The following is a 16,453-nucleotide window of genomic DNA, read 5'->3' on the forward strand; positions in this document are numbered from 1 at the left end:
TATTGCGATGCGGCGTACGCCACAGCCCATTCCTACGCCGGTATTAACCGGATCAGGTTCCAGGGTTTGCTGCCAACAGCATCTCAGGCGCTAAGCCACCCCTTGGGAGGCGCACATTGTATGTCGTGACTTGGGCGGGTTTAAAGGACAAATCCAGCTCACATGCAAGTAATTCGCTTTTATACCTGCCGCACAAGCAGCTATTTGTAGGGCTTGTGGCGTTAAAAGCGCTGCAAAGCAGCTTTGGGTCGTTGAATCACCAGTGCTGATAGCAGTGCATCGTCATACTGGTGTTGCTGCAGCTCTAGATTATTCAGTGGCTCAACCCGCAGTACATCGGTCAGATCATACAATCGTGCTTGATGATCGCCCTGCTGTTCATCGGACACCAGTTCACCAGCACGATAACTTTGCTCGCGGCGCTGCCACTGGTACTCATCCAGCACTTGCAAACGCTGCAGCAGGCCTTGCTGGTAGTCAGCTTCAACCACCCGCTCACTTTGCTCTGACAAACTGATATAGCGATAGCTCTGACTGCCAAAGTCTGGCGCTTTTAGACCATCGATCGGTTGGTAATAACTGGCATCCAACTGGTAACGCTGAGTTTGCCGCAGTTTAAGTTGCGAGCCTTGCTCGCGTACCTCAGTCAGTTGCTGCAGTTGTAATCGGGTCGAGACTTTTTCGTGGCCCTTACTGGGATCAGGATTCGGCTTTTCAATCACCGATTGATACTGCAGCGAAAAGTCCGCCACACCCGTCATTAATTGCTGTGCAGCCCCGGTGAGTGCCATTGACGACGGCTGGGACAGAGCATCAGTGTCCGCTTGCTGCAACATCGAAAAAGACTGACTGATCATGTCGCGCACCGCGTCGCTGACTTTGCCTTGGCGTAAGCCAGATTCAATCAAGGCCAAATACTGTTGCAGGCTGGATTCGCGCTGCTCTGCCTGTAACGCACCGCCCCAGCTATTAACGGCGACGCTTAGATCCAGCCGATGGCCATTCCAGTCTAGGTCAAGCTGACGTTGATGTTCATCTTGCTGGTAATCAACCGTTAAGCGCTGGCCGTTGTCGTTGCGCAGTTCGAACCGTAGTGAGTCAATGTCGGTCAGCTCAGTTAAGCCCAGACTGGCGATATCCAAACGCCCCTGCTCAAGCTGTTTAGCTACCCCCTCAAGACGTTCGATAAAATCACTGAGCTGCTGTTGCTCACGGTCGGACAAAGGCGCTGATATTTGGCTATCCATGCTGCTACGTTGTACCGACACACCATGCGTCTGGCCCTGAATCTGCGCTGTCATTAGGCCAGTTTCATTACGCCACTGCAGCGTTACCTTACGACCTGAGCTTAGTGTGATAGTCATATCAAGGCTATGCTGTGAGCGTAATTGCCACGACGAGGGCTCAATAGCACCGTCCGCTTCACCCAACATGGAGTGATACTGATAACGACTGACTTCACTCTGGTGCCGACCGGGCCCGGCCTGCACCGCAGCAGCCCAAGACTCGGACAACCGTGGTAAATGTGACCGTGCTGCTGCTAGCTGATCGTCTCCATCGATGCGATGCTGCCACTGAACATAACGTACGGGGGCTTCCAGCACCGGTTCCTCAATCGATGCGACGGGCAAGCTCTGCGTTGTATTGACACCGCGAATATTCTGCTCACCCATGAAGTCTAGGGACTTGGGCAGCGGCGTGGGCAAATAATGGGCATTACTGAGCTTCATGGGTGTATCCATACGCGGCCTCTAGCTCATAACAGCGTGATCGAAATAGTGTTAACAGGTCCTAAGCCATAGTTTGGTTAACGGCTTTCTGCTGCGAATCTTAAATCGCACACTTCCTGACACACTGTGCTATTGATTTTGTCGCAAAAAACACAATATTGGCGCTATAAACACGACAATCGTGATCATGATGGGAGGACGCACCTATGCTGCGTATTTTGTTATTCCTGGCGACCAACCTCGCCGTAGTGGCAGTAGCCAGCGTTACGCTGTCGCTGCTGGGTGTGAACAGCTACTTTGAGCAATCTGGTAGCGGCCTGAACCTTGCCAACCTGATGGTCTTCTGTCTGGTGTTCGGCATGGTCGGCTCTTTTATTTCATTGCTGCTGTCAAAGTGGATGGCCAAACGTTCGATGGGCGTGCAAATCATCGATCAAGCCCAAAATGGCGGCGAGCAGTGGCTGCTGAGCACGGTAAAAGAATTGGCCGACAAAGCCGGCATCGGTATGCCAGAAGTGGGCATCTTCCACTCCGATGCCCCCAACGCCTTTGCCACCGGCTGGAATAAAAATGATGCTTTGGTGGCCGTTTCTACTGGCCTGCTACAACGCATGGATAAAGAACAGGTAAAAGCGGTTCTAGGCCACGAAATTGGCCATGTTGCCAACGGTGATATGGTCACTCTGGCGCTGATTCAGGGAGTAGTAAACGCTTTTGTGATGTTCTTTGCCCGTATTATCGGTAACTTCGTTGACCGGGCGGTTTTCAAAAACGAAGACGGTCCAGGCATTGCTTACTTTGTCACTACGATAGTGGCTGAGATTATTCTTGGAATTCTGGCATCAACCATCGTTGCCTGGTTTAGCCGTCGTCGCGAATATCGTGCCGACCAAGCAGGCGCCGAGCTGGTCAACCCGGCAGCCATGATCAGTGCCTTGGCGGCACTGCAGCAAACCTACGAGCAACCATCGGACTTAAGTGGAGAGCTGGTGGCCTTTGGTATTCGTGGCGAAGGCAAGCTGTCAGCCCTGTTTGCCAGCCATCCGCCGCTGGACCAGCGCATCAACGCCTTGCGTCAGCGCTACTCAGCCTAAAGAAAAAGCCGCATTAGCGGCTTTTTTTATGCCGGCAAATGATAGCCTTCCGCCAGGTGCTTATCCTTTAAACGCACATAGTTGCCGGCACCATAGGTAAAGAAGCTGCGCTCTTTGTCTGTGATGGCTCGGGCCTTTTTGGCCGGGCTGCCAACATACAAATAGCCGCTTTCTAGTACCTTGCCTGGCGTCACCACCGCCCCCGCTGCAACGATGACCTCATCTTCAACCACGGCACCATCCATAATCATCGACTTCATGCCAATCAAGACGCGATTGCCAATCTGACAACCGTGCAGCATGGCCTGATGGCCAATGGTGACATCGTCACCAATTTCTAGCGGGTAACCGCCCGGGTTGTAGTCACTGGCGTGAGTAATGTGCAATACCGCGCCATCTTGAACACTGCTGCGAGCGCCAATGCGAATACGGTGCATATCGCCGCGAATCACGGCCAGCGGCCACACCGAACTATCATCTCCCAGGGTGACATCACCGATTACGACGGCGCTGCGATCGACAAATACGCGCTGCCCGAGTTGCGGCGCCATGCCCTGATAACTGCGAATATCCGCCATCTCATTGCCTCTCATTTGAATTTTGGCTATTTGACCCAATAACAAAGGAAATGCCAAATTTCATGGACCACGACATGACCAACCCTTTGTTGCAACGTCACACCCTGCCGCCTTTCAGCGCCATTCGCCCAGAGCATATTCAACCGGCGATCGAACAGCTGCTAGATAACAACCGCCAGCGTATTCAAGCCTTGCTCGACAGTCAGCCGGAACCGAGCTGGGACAACCTGATAGCACCGTTAGAGCAGTGGGATGACGAGCTGGCTCAGGCTTGGTCACCGGTCGGTCATTTAAATGGAACCATGAATTCAGACGAGTTGCGCGATGCTTATAACGCCTGCTTACCGCTGCTAAGCCAATACAGCACGGAAATGGGACAAAACCGGGCTTTGTTCGATGCTTATATGGCCGTGCGTGACTCATCCGACTTTGATCAGCTGAGCCAGGCACAGCAAACCGCCATCGAACATGCGCTGCGCGATTTCCGCCTGGCCGGTGTCGATTTGGACGACGATAAAAAACGTCGTTTTGGCGAAATCAAACAGCGACTGTCCGAGCTGACCAGCAAGTTTGGAGAAAACGTGCTAGATGCCACCCATGCCTGGAGCCATCACGTTAGTGATGAAAGCCAGCTATCCGGCTTGCCTGATAGTGCCAAAGGCCTGCTGGCACAGTTAGCTCAGCAAAAAGGCCTGGATGGCTGGCTCATCACCCTCGATTACCCAGCTTATATGCCGGTCATGAGCTACGCCGATAACCGTCAGTTACGCGAGCAGGTGTACACCGCCTTTGTTACCCGCGCCTCTGACCAGGGTCCAAACGCCGGCGAGTTCGACAACAGTGAAGTGATGAGCGAAATTCTGGCGTTGCGCTTTGAACTGGCGCAGCTGCTGGGCTTTGACAGTTATGCTGAATATTCCGTTGCCACCAAAATGGCCGGCAACGCCGATGAGGTCATGGACTTCCTGAATGATCTGGCAACACGCAGCAAGCCCCAGGCGCAGCGTGAATTCGATGAGCTGCAGCAGTTTGCCGCCGACGAATTAGCCTTGCCAGCGCTGCAGCCCTGGGATGTTACCTATGCGGCAGAAAAGCTGCGCCAAGCACGCTACGCCCTGTCGCAAGAAGATATCCGCCCCTATTTGCCCGTTGATCGTACTATTTCCGGCATGTTTGAAGTGGTATCCCGTCTGTTTGGCGTTAGCTTTGAAGAGCAATCTGAATTCGACAGCTATCACCCTGACGTACGCTTCTTCCATGTATTAAAAGACGGCCAGCAAATCGCTGCCTTCTATCTTGACCTGTATGCCCGTGAGAAAAAACGCGGTGGCGCCTGGATGGATGATTGCCGCATTCGTCGCCAGACCGTCGATGGTCTGCAGCTACCTGTGGCGTATCTGGTGTGCAATTTCAGCCCTGCAGTGGGCGATACACCGGCGCTTTTAACTCACGATGAGCTGACCACGCTATTCCACGAATTCGGTCACGGTATTCACCATATGCTGACTCAGGTTGATGTTGCCGCTGTTAGTGGCATCAATGGCGTCGCCTGGGACGCAGTAGAGCTGCCTAGCCAGTTCCTGGAGAACTGGTGTTACGAGCCTGAAGCACTGGCCTTTATCAGCGGCCATTACCAATCCGGTGAGCCATTGCCACAGGAATTATTAGACAAGTTACTGGCAGCCAAAAACTTCCAAAGCGGCATGATGATGATGCGTCAGCTGGAATTTTCGTTGTTTGATTTCCGCTTGCACCATGAGTATCGCGATGACAATCAGGTCGATATCGATGCTTTATTGCAACAAGTCCGCCAGCAGGTTTCAGTGGTACCGGTAGCCGAGTTCAACCGCTTCCAGCATGGCTTCAGCCATATTTTTGCCGGCGGCTACGCCGCTGGCTACTACTCCTATAAGTGGGCAGAAGTGCTCAGTGCCGATGCTTATTCGCGTTTCGAAGAAGATGGCATTTTCAATGCTGATACCGGTGCCTTATTCCGCGATACCGTATTGGCCAACGGCGGTAGCCGCTCAGCGGCAGAGTTGTTTGCTGCCTTCCGTGGTCGCAAACCATCGGTGGAACCTCTGCTGCGCCACAGCGGTATCGATGCCAAGGATGCTGCCTGATGAAGCGCCGCTTTATTGCCGGCGCTGTATGCCCCAAATGTGCGGCCATGGATCGGGTGGTTATGTTCCGCAACGACAACGGTGACGAAGTGCGTGAATGCGTTAGCTGTGGCTTTAGTCAGACCAGCGCCGAGCAGCAGCAGTTGGATGCCCAAGCCAGCGAACTGGCGACTCGGGTTACTCCTGTGGGTAAGGCTGTGTTAGACGAGGATGAGCAACCGTTGCGCATACTGAGCAACCCAACGGACAAGAGTTAACGCTTATCAACTGCGATTTTGGTTATCAGGCCAATAGATTTTTATAATTGAATGGCCTTTCAATCGTCAGTACACTGAAAGCATTAGTTCATTCAGCACCCGAACTGAAAACCCTGACGGCACGGAGGTCGTCAGGGTTTTTTATTAGCTGTTGGCAAGCAATTTGTCTGCAAGGTACACTGCCGCCCCGAAAACATTTATGCATAGGGAGTTGCTGTGTTATCAACGGCCCATATCCGGCGGTCATCCTCCGCTGGTCCTTCACCCCTGTCGGCGATTAAACAATCAGCCCAACGTGTTGTTGCTATCAGCAGCCTGTGCTTATTGGCCAGTGGCTGTGCAACCTATGGCAAGGGGGTTGAAAAGGCTTTGACGGAAGTTGAACAAGGACAGTTTGTTGCTGCCGAACAAAGCTTTAAAAAGTCTCTCGATGCCGAGGGCAACGACCGCCTGCTCTATCACTTGGAGCTGGGTGTGGTTAAGCATTTGCAAAATGATTTTGCTGCCAGTAACGCGTTGCTAGAACAAGCCGAGCGCATTGCCGAGCAGCTAGAAACCACCAGTGTCACTGAAACCATGGCGGTGATGATGTCGAATCCACGCCAGGGCGCTTACCCTGGTGCCGACTTCGAAAAAGTTTTCATCAATTACTACAAAGCGTTGAACTATTTTGGTCTGGCTCAGCAAGCCAGCAGTCGCAGTGACTACTTAAGCGCTTTAGAAGGCGCCCGCATTGAATCTCGCCGCCTTATCATCCGTCTGAACGATCTTAACAGCCGCAAGGGGACGTATGCGGAGCAAGCGGAAAAAGATGCGCAGCTATTCAATACGATCCTGAAAATCTTTGAAAAGCTGCAAGGCAACCTGGTTGATATGGACCAGCTGCAATACCGTGATGATGCCATGGCCCATTACCTCACTGGCATTAGCTTTGAGATGAATGGCGAATACGACAACGCTCGCATTAGCTATCAAAAAGCGGCGACCAGTTACGAAGACGGCTTCGTCAAACAGTTCCGCCTCGATGAATCAATGACGGAGCAGGCCTGGTTTGATGCCATTCGCATGATGCATAAAGATGGCATGAAGACTCAGGCTCGTCGTTATGAGCGTGAAAAGCTGACTAAACCGAGACAGCAGGAACTCAAGCAATGGCTGAGTAAAGATTACGCACAGCTGATCGTTCTGGAACACAAAGGTCTGGCACCGCAGCGGCGTGAGATGAACCTCAACCTGTCGGTCAATCCAACACTGAAGGCGCTGGAACTAACACCCTATGCCTTTTCGACCGACCGCTATCAGCTAGCTTGGTTTTACCTGCTCTACGCCGACAAAAACTTCGTCGATGCTCTCGCCAATTACTTGGATGCCATTGAAGTCGGCATTGTCCTGAATAGCTTCACCAAGACTCAAAGCCTTGGTCCTTTGTGGGACACAGCCGTTGATTTAGGGCTGATTAAAGCGATTGGCAGCTCAATGCGGGTTACTGTGCCCTATTACCGCCCAGCGAAGCCTTTAGGTAGCTCGATTTTGACAGTGAATGACAGCCAGCTGCCGATGATTAAAGCATCCAATCCGGCACAAATGGGTATTCAGGAACAGATGACTCGCTCCTCGACCGATATTCAACTGGCACTGGCAAGAACGTCGTTAAAGGCGCTAACGGCGCAAACCGTTGCCGGTGGCAATGGCTTATTGGGCGTGGTCGGAAAGCTAACTGCACAGCTGACCGATGCAGCGGAAACCCGCAATTGGCTGCTACTGCCACAGGACATCCGCATCCGCCGTACCTTGCTGGAGCCGGGTCAACATCAGCTTGAATTGAATTCACAGTTGCACGGCAAGCAACAGCATCGCAGTAGCATTACTATGGACGTGAAAGCTGGAGACATTCGTCTTTGGCGAGTGCGTTCACTGCCAAACCCAACCACAGGTGCCGTCACTCCGGCCACTGAACCTGCATTACAGACCGCAGAAAATTAAGGAAGACTTGTTATGCCAATTACTCTGACTCGCCTGACTTCAATCACTTTGTTGGGCGCAGCCCTGGCAGTGAGCAGTGGCTGTGCCACCAAAGTATCGCGTGTTGACCCGGGCCAGGAAATCGCTTTGTCTGACCGTTGGAATGCAAAAGACTCTGAGCTGGTCGCCAATGAGATGATTGACGATATGCTGTCGTTCCCTTGGGCGCGTGATTTTTCACAAAACAACAACCGTCGTCCAACCATCATTATCTCGCGCATTTCTAACAAGTCCCATGAGCACATCGCCGTTGATACCTTCGTTAACGATGTGAAGCGCGCCATTATTCGTTCTGGCCGTGCTGACTTTGTAACCGGTGGAGCCGAGCGTGATGCCATCCGTGCGGAACGTCAGGACCAGGAATTGAACTCTCGCAATGCCAAAGAGATGGGCATGGAAGATGCGTCTGATTTTGCCTTGTCCGGCAGCATCAATTCTATCGTTGATCAGGTCGGTAACGACCGCGTTACCTTCTATCAAGTGGATATGAAACTGATCGATATGCAATCCAACCGTGAGGTGTGGAATGGCCAGAAGAAGATTCAAAAGCTGCAAGAGAAAAACTCGTTTGGCTTCTAACCGCACGCTGGCCCTGGCATTGACCACGGGCCTGCTGTTGGTCGGCTGTACTTCACAGCCGAGTAACACCTCCAGCGGTGCCAATGACACCCCCTTGTGGGTTGAGCAAACACCGTCACGCAGCGGTTATGCGTACGGCGTTGGCAGCATGGAAGTGTATGGCAATCCAACCGATGCCTTGCAGCGCGCCGCCGACTTAGCGCGTGCCGATCTGGTCAGTCAGCTCAAAGTTACCATCAGCAGTGACTTTGAAAACCAGGTGACTGAGCGCAGCGGTACTGGCCGTGAAAGCGAGATTGAGCGGGTGGTTCGCCAACAGGTACGCAGTCAGGTCAAACCGGTCGAATTGGACGAAGTGCACATCAGCGAGCAATACACTGGCAGCTACAATGGCCGCCGCTATGCTTATGCACTGGCAGAGTTGGACCGTAGTGCCGCAGCACAACGTTTGCAGCGTCGAATAGGCGATGTAGAGCAACAGCTGAGCAGTATTGCGCAACAGCCGGTGAGTGGACCTCGGTTACAACAACTGCAGGCTTTGCTTCCGGCAATGCCGTTGTTTGAGCAACGTCAGCAGCTGTCCGAGCAACTGGCGTTTGTCGCCACCAGTCGTCGTAGTGAACCGCTACCGACCGAGCTACAACAGTTGCAGCAGCGCATCAGTCAATTGATTGGCCAGTTGCAAGTGGCGGTGGTAGTCAAAGACAGAGATGCACAAAAGCTGGAAACCGCCGTGATTGAAGCATTAACCCAGCAAGGGCTGCGTATTCAATCGCAAGGTGCCGACCTGACGTTTGAGCTGGAAGCAGATATCAGTGGCCGCTACCAAAACCAGTCCCATTATGTCTTCGCCGACTGTCGGGTGCGGATTATGGATGGCAATGGTCGGGTGTTATCTGTGTTTAGCGAGCGCGCTAAAGGTGTCTCTGGTTTATACGATATGGCCCAGCAAAGTGCTGCCAAACGTTTGGCCAAAGCCATGGGTACCGCATTTGCCAGTAGCTTGGTGAAATATCTCGACTAATTCGTCGCGTTAGCCCTAAAAAAACAGCTTGCTCCGGCAAGCTGTTTTTTTGATGCTGCATCAGGCTTATTTGCGAATGCCTTCTACGTGCAGTTCAATCTCCACCTCAGCAGAAGCCGGGCCGAGGTTATAAGTAATGTCGTAATCTGCTAGCTTAAGTGTGGTTTTACCCATAAAACCTGCACGGTAGCCTCCCCACGGGTCGTCGCCTTCGCCGATACGCTCAACGGGGAAACTAATATTTTTAGTCACGCCATTTAACGTGAAGTCACCGCTGATCATGCCCTTGCCGTCGCCAGTGCTTTTGAAGCCCGTGCTTTTAAACATGGCTTTAGGATGCTCATCCACGTTCAGGAAATCTTCGCTGCGCAGATGCTTATCACGCTCAGCATGATTGGAATCAACGCTGGCGGTATTAATGGTAACGTTAATAGACGACTTCTCTGGCGCTGCGGCATCGTATTCAAACTGGCCGTCAAACTCGTTAAAGCGCCCTAATAGCCAGCTATAGCCTAAGTGCTGAATACGAAACTGAATAAAAGCATGGGCACCTTTAGTATCAATATCGTAACTAGCTGCCTGAGCCGTTACAGACCCTAAAGCAGACAAACTGATACCTGCAGCGATCAGTAGTTTTTTCATTATTTACTCCTTATTTCTTTGCTTTAAACATGCGTTTTAATGTGTCGTCACCATCAATGACATGATGTTTGATGGCAGCCACCGCATGCACCGCAGCCACTGCGATGATGCTCCAGGCTAACCATTCGTGTACTTCGCCGGCCCAGTCTTCTTGGTTATCGCCGGTTACTGTGGCAGGTACAGAGAACCAACCGAAAACATCAATCTCGCGGCCATCGGCGGTCGATATCAAATAGCCACTAACAAACAAGGCCAGCATCAACAGATACAACAGCCAATGCGCTGCATGGGCAGACAATACCTGCCAGCGTTTAGAGGCAATGACCTCAGGTGTGGAATTACTCAGTCGCCACAGTACCCGTATCAGCCAGGTCACTGCCAGTAAGATACCGATGCTTTTGTGCCAATTCAGCGATTGCCGGTACCAGGGGTCGTAATAGGTCAGCTCGACCATATACAGGCCCAAGCCAAATAGCCCCAACAGCGCCAACGCCATCACCCAGTGCAATGCGATGGACACCCAACCATACCCATTGGGCGTATTTTTGAGCATAACGATTCTCGTTTTAGCTTGGTGATTTCATACCATAGCGGGACGGCAGTGTTTGAAAAAGAACAATTACGAGACAATAATTGTGCATATTTGCACAGAACTTATTCAATATGGGCGATGATTTTCGCTGGGATGATATCCGCATTGCATTGGCCGTGGCCGAGCTGGGTAGTTTGAGTCGCGCTGGCGAACAGCTGGGTATGAATCATTCCACCGTGCTAAGGCACATCAACCAGCTGGAAAGCAGCCTGAACCAAAACCTGTTTATCCGCCACCAGCGCGGCTACAAACTCACCGATGCAGGCCGCTACCTGCTGCAACATGGGCAGCCATTAGCCGCGTCGATGCAGCGATTGCACAGCAACTTAGCGGCACTGGACGCCAGTCCAGGCGGAACCTTGCGAATTTCCACCGCCACGGATTTTTCTCAATTCTTTGCGCCTTTACTGCGCGACTTCCGTCATCAACACCCAGAAATCCGGGTGCAAGTACTGGCCACGGATGAACACGTTAATCTCACCAATGGCGATGTTCACGTCGCAATTCGTATGGGCCCTCAGCCCCAGCAAGCCGATTTGATTGCCCGGCCGTTAACTCGGGTAGAAATTCATTTTTATGCTGCACCCAGCTATGCCCGTCGCTATGGTCTGCCCAGCTCATTGGATCAAGCAGCGCAGCACGCCTGGGTGTTGCCAACCGGTAGTAAGCGCCGCATTGCTGAAATACGAGCGGTGTTGCAACGCGTGCCTGAACACTGCATTGCCCTCAGCAGCAACAGTTTTAACGACATTTATTATGCCGTCAGAGAAGGCATGGGAATTGGCGGTTTTGGTTCTCTGCAACACCAGCAAGCGCAGAATGACGGGCTGCTGCCGGTACCGCTGGATATCCCGGCCAAGCCGGAACCTATGTGGTTTGTTTATCATCGGGAGCTAAAAAACAGCTCCCGGGTCAGGGCCTTGTTGGAGTTTTTACATCAACAGCTGGGCGATGGTTAAGCTGTACATCAATTCAGCATTGGGCTTGGCATGCCCATTTCAGCGCTCATGCAGGGCCAGGGCTGGGCGATACGCACAAGGTTGTTGTTTTCGCGACGCGATAGGTAAGCGCAAAAATCAGGATCCTGATAAGCGCGCTTAGGACTGAACACCTGTTGCACAGAATGCTCAACCAAACGCTCCAAACCTTCTACTAGAGATTCTTCAATCAAGGTATGAACAATGACATTGGCCAAGGTCATATCCTGCGGCACCATTGGCTGTCCGACACGGTGAATATAGGTCTCATTGACCTCTTCCAATAACCGGTGAACGAGATACGCCTGATGCAGTAGCGAGACAATTTGATCGCTTTCGGGCTGCTCAGGTTCAGGCTGAACAAAGGCCAGAGCAACTTCCATAACGGGCTGCACATAACGCCACAAACCCGCTTCGATAGCGGCATGCTGGAGATTCAACAGCATGCTGGGCACTTCACTGATATAGCGTAAAACAAAGTGATACAAGGTATCGCCGTTGCTGTCCCTGGATAAGTCTACCAGGCGTGAGATTTGCTGATGATGTAACTGTACTTGTTGGCGCAAAATCTGATGCTGATACTCGGCTGTTTTGGCAGCCTGAATACTATGCACAAGAGTGTCCAAATGGTCGTCGCGCATGGTGATTATTTCCCAGTGATTCCCTCCGATGGGGTTACACGTTAATCAGCTGCCGGCTCACATACAATAGTCAGAAGCGTTTTCGTTTAGACGGATTTAGTCTAAAAAAAATAAACATAATCAGGCGCTTACAAAGGGTCTGACGGCAAAGCCGGGAAGTATAGACCAGCTTTGCAAAAGCGCTAATGCGCTTCTCGAAAAGCCTGCGGATGGCGCATGATCTGCACTAACGGCCATATCATGAAGCTGCCGCGAGCCAGCAAAAAACCATAAAAGGCCCACCATAAACCGTCATTGCCAAAGGCCTGCAACCACCACCAGAGTGGCAAAAACACCATCATGGCTGACAGCACCATGGCATTGCGCATCGATGCTGTAGCACCCGCCCCGACCAGTACTCCATCCAGCCAATAACTGGCGCAGCCAGCCAGCGGCAGCCAGAACAAAAAGCCTTGATATTGCTGCAAACTATCCAGCAGTGCCGGATTGTCGGTGAGTTGCGCCAATAGCCAAGGGCCTGCCAGCCAGAACAGCCCGCAAAGGAATAATGCCAGTACCGCAGAGTTAATGCCGGTGGCCATCACCGCACGCCGTAACTGGGTCGGCTGGTTGCTGCCTAACGCTTGTCCGGTTAAGGACTCTGCGGCGTGAGCAAAACCGTCCAAGGCATTGGAAATTAACAGCAGCAATGTAATCAGCATGGCATTCGTAGCCAGAATTAACTCGCCCTGACGTGCTCCTTGAGCAGTAAAAAAGGCAAACACCGACAACAAACACAGGGTACGTAAAAAAAGGTGCTGATTAACCCGTAATGTCGCCGCCATAGAGGACAGCGTCGGCATCGCTCCCAATCCATGCAGACCCTGTCGTTGCGCCAGCCACACTCCCAACCCAGCGGCGCTGTAGTCAGCGATGGCCGTTGCCAGAGCAACGCCGTTACTGGTCATATCCAAAGCAAAAACAAAAACAACGTCCAACAGCGCATTGATACTATTGGCAGTGACCAGCATCAGCAGCGGCAAACGGGTTTTGCCCTGGCCAATAAACCATCCCATCAGGCTGTATTGCAGCAGCACAGCGGGCGTCGCCAGCAAACGAATATGCAGATACTGCAGGGCTTCTTGCTGCAGCGCCGAAGAGCCACCCATCAGCGGCAATAGCAGTGGCCATAACCACCAGGATAACAGCGCCACCGTTGGTGCTAACGGCACGATGAACCACAGCGCTCGCTGCAACACTTGAATCACTTGTTGCTGATCATTGCGACCGCTGGCCTGCACCACCAGCGCCGTGGTGCCCATGCGTAAAAACCCAAAGCTCCAGAACAACAAGGTAAATAACTGACTGCCAAGGGCCACGGCTGCAAGATGGCGAGCATCGTCCAGATGCCCTAACACCGCGGTATCGACTAAGCCCAGCAAAGGCACGGTAATGTTGCTCAGGATGATGGGCCAGGCCAGGGCCAGGATGCGACCTTGTGTCGCACGCCAGCTGTCGTTGACCTTCTCCGGCGATGCCGTCATGGTTGGTATACTCCCGCCCGAATGGACACAAATGAGGCGCTAATGCTACGTGTAACCTTGCTCGTTGTAACGCTATTCGCTGCTCTGCTGAGCGGTATCTTGACTGCCCCAAAATCTGGGCCAGCACAACTGATCCAACGCGATGGCTTGGTGCTGTTCCCGCAACCGCTGCCGGTATCGGATTTTCGCTTTATCGATGAAAACGGCCAGCCATTGGTACCTGCCGATTTATCAGGACGCTGGCAGCTGCTGTTTTTTGGCTACACCTACTGCCCAGACATCTGCCCGATGACACTGACCCATCTCAACCGCAGTTGGAAACAGCTCAGTGCCCGGCAGCAGCAACAATTGGGGGTGGTGATGGTATCGGTCGATCCGCAGCGTGACAGCGCCGAGTCGCTGTCGTCTTATATGGATTACTTCAATCCGGAATTTCGCGCCCTGACCGGAAATCCACAAGCCCTGCAGACCCTCGCCAGTGAGTTGCATGCTGTCTACAGTCGTGTCGACCGAGCAGATGGTCAGGCCTACCTGATGGACCACAGTGCCAACCTTGCGATTCTCGATCCACAAGGTCGTTACCGTGGTTATATTGCTCCGCCGCACGATCCGCAGCGACTGCTACCGCTGCTTAACTGGCTACTGGACGACGCAGCAAGCTAACGACAAACACGCTGGCTGCTGCCACGACCACTCCTGGGCCAGCCGGCGTATCCCAATAAAACGACGCCAACAGCCCAGCTATTACGGCAAACACCCCAATGACGATGGCCCCTAGAGCCATTTGCACCGGGGTGCTGGCCAGGCTGCGGGCGGTCGCTGCCGGTATGATCAGCAGTGCACTGACCAGTAGAATACCCACCACTTTCATGGCTAATGCCACCACCAAGGCCAATAGCACCACCAGTAATACGTTTAACCGTTGCACCGGATAGCCATCCATCGCAGCTAACTCGGCACTGACGGTCACCGCCACCAAACCGCGCCATTGCCAGGCCAGCAAAGCACACACCACTAGTGCAGCCAAAGCCATCCACAGCACATCACGCTGACCAACCGCCAGCAGATCACCAAATAAGTAGCCCATCATATCGACCCGAATCCCCTCGGCCAGGCTCAGTGCCACCATGCCTAACGCCAGGGTCGAATGTGACACTATGCCGAGCAAGGTATCAGAAGAGACGCGACTGCTGCGTTGCAGTGGCAATAACAGCAGCGCCAGCACCACACAGCCCAGTACTAGCGCCAACAGCGGATCAATGTCGGTCAGCACACCGAGCGTCACCCCCAACAAGGCGCCGTGAGCTAAGGTGTCGCCAAAAAACGCCATGCGTCGCCACACCACAAAACTGCCCAAAGGTCCTGCCATAATGGCCAATAAAATGCCGGCGGCCAGCGCCGCACTCCACCAAGGCAACGTCATGACTGCCCTCCATTCACCTGCACCGGTTCCACATGACCATCGAGACAGTGAGCATGGTCGTGATGGTGGGTATAGGGCGCCATAGTGGGCTGGCGACCGAATAAACTCAGATAAGCCGGATCGATAGACACCTGATCAGGATGGCCAGAGCAGCACACATGGCCATTCAGACAGACCACTTCATCCGTCGCCGCCATCACCAAATGCAAATCGTGGGACACCATCAAAACGGCACAGCCAAGCTCGTCGCGAAGGGTCGGTATCAGCTCATACAGCTCCATTTGGCCTTGCACATCCACCCCTTGCACCGGTTCATCCAGCACCAACAACTGTGGCTGATTGAGCAATGCACGTGCTAGCAGCACACGTTGCCACTCACCTCCAGAAAGGCGGTGCACAGACTGACGCTGCAACTGTTCAATGCCCAGCCGCTGCAGCCAGTGCTGCAAATCCTGGCGCTTGGCTTGGCGCGACAAGGCGAGAAAATCACTGACGTTTAGCGGCAGTCGATCATCCAACATCAGTCGTTGCGGCATATAGCCAATGCGCAGGCCTGGCTGACGCCAAAGCTCACCGCTATCGACGGACTCAAGCCCCAATAACACGCGTATTAAGGTCGACTTGCCGCAGCCATTAGGGCCGATCAGGGTCATGATGTGCCCAGCCGCCAAGCTTAGGCTGACATTATCCAACACCGTCTTGTGCTGGCGTTGTAACTGCAGATGTTGCGCACGAAGTAATTCAGTGCTCACGAACGAGCTCCTGCATCAGTGGCAGCACAATTGGGACACAAGCCGCTCAGTTCCGTCAGTTGCGTCTCAACTACAACGCCCAAGGTGGCTTCAACCTCGGCCGATAAGCGCGAGACATACGCCTGGTCCAACTCTTGGGCAACGCCGCATTGGCGGCATAAAAAGAAGCAACTTGGATGCTGGTGGCCCGGGTTGGTGCAACCAATAAAGGCATTTAAGCTGCTGATCCGATGCACCAAGCCCAGCTCGAGCAAGAAATCTAACGCCCGATAAACCGTTGGCGGAGCTGAGTTAAAGCCATCTTCAGCCAACGCCGGCAGCAAATCATAAGCGCCCACGGGCTGGTGACTTTGCCACACCAGTTCAAGCACCCGCTTGCGGATATCGGTCAACCGGGCGCCACGCTGCTCGCACAATTGGCGTGCCTGAGCCAGAGCCTGATCTATGCAATGGCGGTGATTATGGGGGCTGAGAGCATCGGCAGTCATAGGCAAAG

General features: G+C 53.1%; 17 protein-coding genes and 1 riboswitch. Of the genes, 8 read left to right on the forward strand and 9 right to left on the reverse strand.

Annotation, left to right across the window (positions count from 1 at the left end; translation table 11 throughout):
- Nucleotides 1-12: 12 nt before the first annotated feature.
- A riboswitch (TPP riboswitch) is annotated at nucleotides 13-113 on the reverse strand.
- A gap of 108 nt (nucleotides 114-221) precedes the next feature.
- Nucleotides 222-1,742 carry a hypothetical protein gene (locus AC55FS_RS01140; RefSeq protein ID WP_496934227.1) on the reverse strand — a complete coding sequence of 507 codons (1,521 nt, stop codon included), beginning with the start codon at nucleotides 1,740-1,742 and terminating at the stop codon, nucleotides 222-224.
- A 194-nt stretch (nucleotides 1,743-1,936) separates the two neighbouring features.
- Between AC55FS_RS01140 and htpX the strand changes: the two genes are divergently transcribed.
- Nucleotides 1,937-2,824, forward strand: coding sequence for a protease HtpX (gene htpX, locus AC55FS_RS01145; protein WP_496934228.1), 888 nt, complete (start codon nucleotides 1,937-1,939; stop codon nucleotides 2,822-2,824).
- A 26-nt stretch (nucleotides 2,825-2,850) separates the two neighbouring features.
- Here the strand turns inward: htpX and AC55FS_RS01150 are convergent, their stop codons facing one another.
- The gene (locus AC55FS_RS01150) at nucleotides 2,851-3,402 is read right to left on the reverse strand and encodes a gamma carbonic anhydrase family protein (RefSeq protein ID WP_496934229.1); all 552 of its coding nucleotides are present in this window, start codon (nucleotides 3,400-3,402) and stop codon (nucleotides 2,851-2,853) included.
- A gap of 74 nt (nucleotides 3,403-3,476) precedes the next feature.
- Between AC55FS_RS01150 and prlC the strand changes: the two genes are divergently transcribed.
- The 5 genes from prlC (at nucleotide 3,477) to AC55FS_RS01175 (ending at nucleotide 9,407) form a co-directional block, all read left to right on the forward strand.
- Nucleotides 3,477-5,525 (forward strand): oligopeptidase A, encoded by a 2,049-nt coding sequence (gene prlC / locus AC55FS_RS01155; protein ID WP_496934230.1) that lies wholly within the window; start codon nucleotides 3,477-3,479, stop codon nucleotides 5,523-5,525.
- Nucleotides 5,525-5,782, forward strand: a complete 258-nt coding sequence (locus tag AC55FS_RS01160) for a YheV family putative zinc ribbon protein (protein WP_496934231.1) — start codon at nucleotides 5,525-5,527, stop codon at nucleotides 5,780-5,782. The genes prlC and AC55FS_RS01160 overlap by 1 nt, the downstream gene beginning before the upstream one ends.
- A 216-nt stretch (nucleotides 5,783-5,998) precedes the next feature.
- Nucleotides 5,999-7,765, forward strand: coding sequence for a COG3014 family protein (locus tag AC55FS_RS01165; RefSeq protein WP_496934232.1), 1,767 nt, complete (start codon nucleotides 5,999-6,001; stop codon nucleotides 7,763-7,765).
- Nucleotides 7,766-7,777: 12 nt separating this feature from the next.
- Nucleotides 7,778-8,383 carry a penicillin-binding protein activator LpoB gene (locus AC55FS_RS01170; RefSeq protein WP_496934233.1) on the forward strand — a complete coding sequence of 202 codons (606 nt, stop codon included), beginning with the start codon at nucleotides 7,778-7,780 and terminating at the stop codon, nucleotides 8,381-8,383.
- Nucleotides 8,373-9,407, forward strand: coding sequence for a hypothetical protein (locus tag AC55FS_RS01175; protein WP_496934234.1), 1,035 nt, complete (start codon nucleotides 8,373-8,375; stop codon nucleotides 9,405-9,407). The genes AC55FS_RS01170 and AC55FS_RS01175 overlap by 11 nt, the downstream gene beginning before the upstream one ends.
- 66 nt (nucleotides 9,408-9,473) lie before the next feature.
- On the opposite strand, the gene AC55FS_RS01180 is transcribed toward AC55FS_RS01175, so the two are convergent.
- A complete protein-coding gene (locus AC55FS_RS01180) occupies nucleotides 9,474-10,049 on the reverse strand; it encodes a YceI family protein (RefSeq protein WP_496934235.1) in 576 nt (191 codons plus the stop codon).
- A 10-nt stretch (nucleotides 10,050-10,059) separates the two neighbouring features.
- Nucleotides 10,060-10,602, reverse strand: a complete 543-nt coding sequence (locus tag AC55FS_RS01185; RefSeq protein WP_496934236.1) for a cytochrome b — start codon at nucleotides 10,600-10,602, stop codon at nucleotides 10,060-10,062.
- 80 nt (nucleotides 10,603-10,682) lie between these two features.
- On the opposite strand from AC55FS_RS01185, the gene AC55FS_RS01190 reads away from it, so the two are divergent.
- On the forward strand, nucleotides 10,683-11,600 hold the full coding sequence (locus tag AC55FS_RS01190; RefSeq protein WP_496934237.1) for a LysR family transcriptional regulator: 918 nt from the start codon (nucleotides 10,683-10,685) through the stop codon (nucleotides 11,598-11,600).
- 8 nt (nucleotides 11,601-11,608) lie between these two features.
- On the opposite strand, the gene AC55FS_RS01195 is transcribed toward AC55FS_RS01190, so the two are convergent.
- Nucleotides 11,609-12,232 (reverse strand): hypothetical protein, encoded by a 624-nt coding sequence (locus AC55FS_RS01195; RefSeq protein WP_496934238.1) that lies wholly within the window; start codon nucleotides 12,230-12,232, stop codon nucleotides 11,609-11,611.
- Nucleotides 12,233-12,441: 209 nt separating this feature from the next.
- Complete coding sequence (locus AC55FS_RS01200) at nucleotides 12,442-13,782, reverse strand: MATE family efflux transporter (RefSeq protein WP_496934239.1); 1,341 nt, start codon at nucleotides 13,780-13,782, stop codon at nucleotides 12,442-12,444.
- Between the two features lie 42 nt (nucleotides 13,783-13,824).
- Here AC55FS_RS01200 and AC55FS_RS01205 point away from each other — a divergent pair, with 42 nt between their 5' ends.
- Nucleotides 13,825-14,445: an SCO family protein gene (locus AC55FS_RS01205; RefSeq protein WP_496934240.1), complete on the forward strand. Its 621-nt coding sequence runs from the start codon at nucleotides 13,825-13,827 to the stop codon at nucleotides 14,443-14,445.
- On the opposite strand, the gene znuB is transcribed toward AC55FS_RS01205, so the two are convergent.
- From znuB to AC55FS_RS01220, 3 genes are read right to left on the reverse strand one after another with little or no spacing between them, the layout of a single operon-like run.
- Entirely contained in the window at nucleotides 14,414-15,205 is a 792-nt protein-coding gene (znuB, locus tag AC55FS_RS01210) for a zinc ABC transporter permease subunit ZnuB (RefSeq protein WP_496934241.1), read from the reverse strand. The two genes, AC55FS_RS01205 and znuB, sit on opposite strands and share 32 nt — an antisense overlap.
- Entirely contained in the window at nucleotides 15,202-15,957 is a 756-nt protein-coding gene (gene znuC, locus AC55FS_RS01215; RefSeq protein ID WP_496934242.1) for a zinc ABC transporter ATP-binding protein ZnuC, read from the reverse strand. Before znuC ends, znuB begins: the two co-directional genes overlap by 4 nt.
- Nucleotides 15,954-16,445, reverse strand: a complete 492-nt coding sequence (locus tag AC55FS_RS01220; protein WP_496934243.1) for a Fur family transcriptional regulator — start codon at nucleotides 16,443-16,445, stop codon at nucleotides 15,954-15,956. The genes znuC and AC55FS_RS01220 overlap by 4 nt, the downstream gene beginning before the upstream one ends.
- Nucleotides 16,446-16,453 lie beyond the last annotated feature (8 nt).

This window comes from Bacterioplanes sp. CLAM21 (assembly GCF_059641015.1).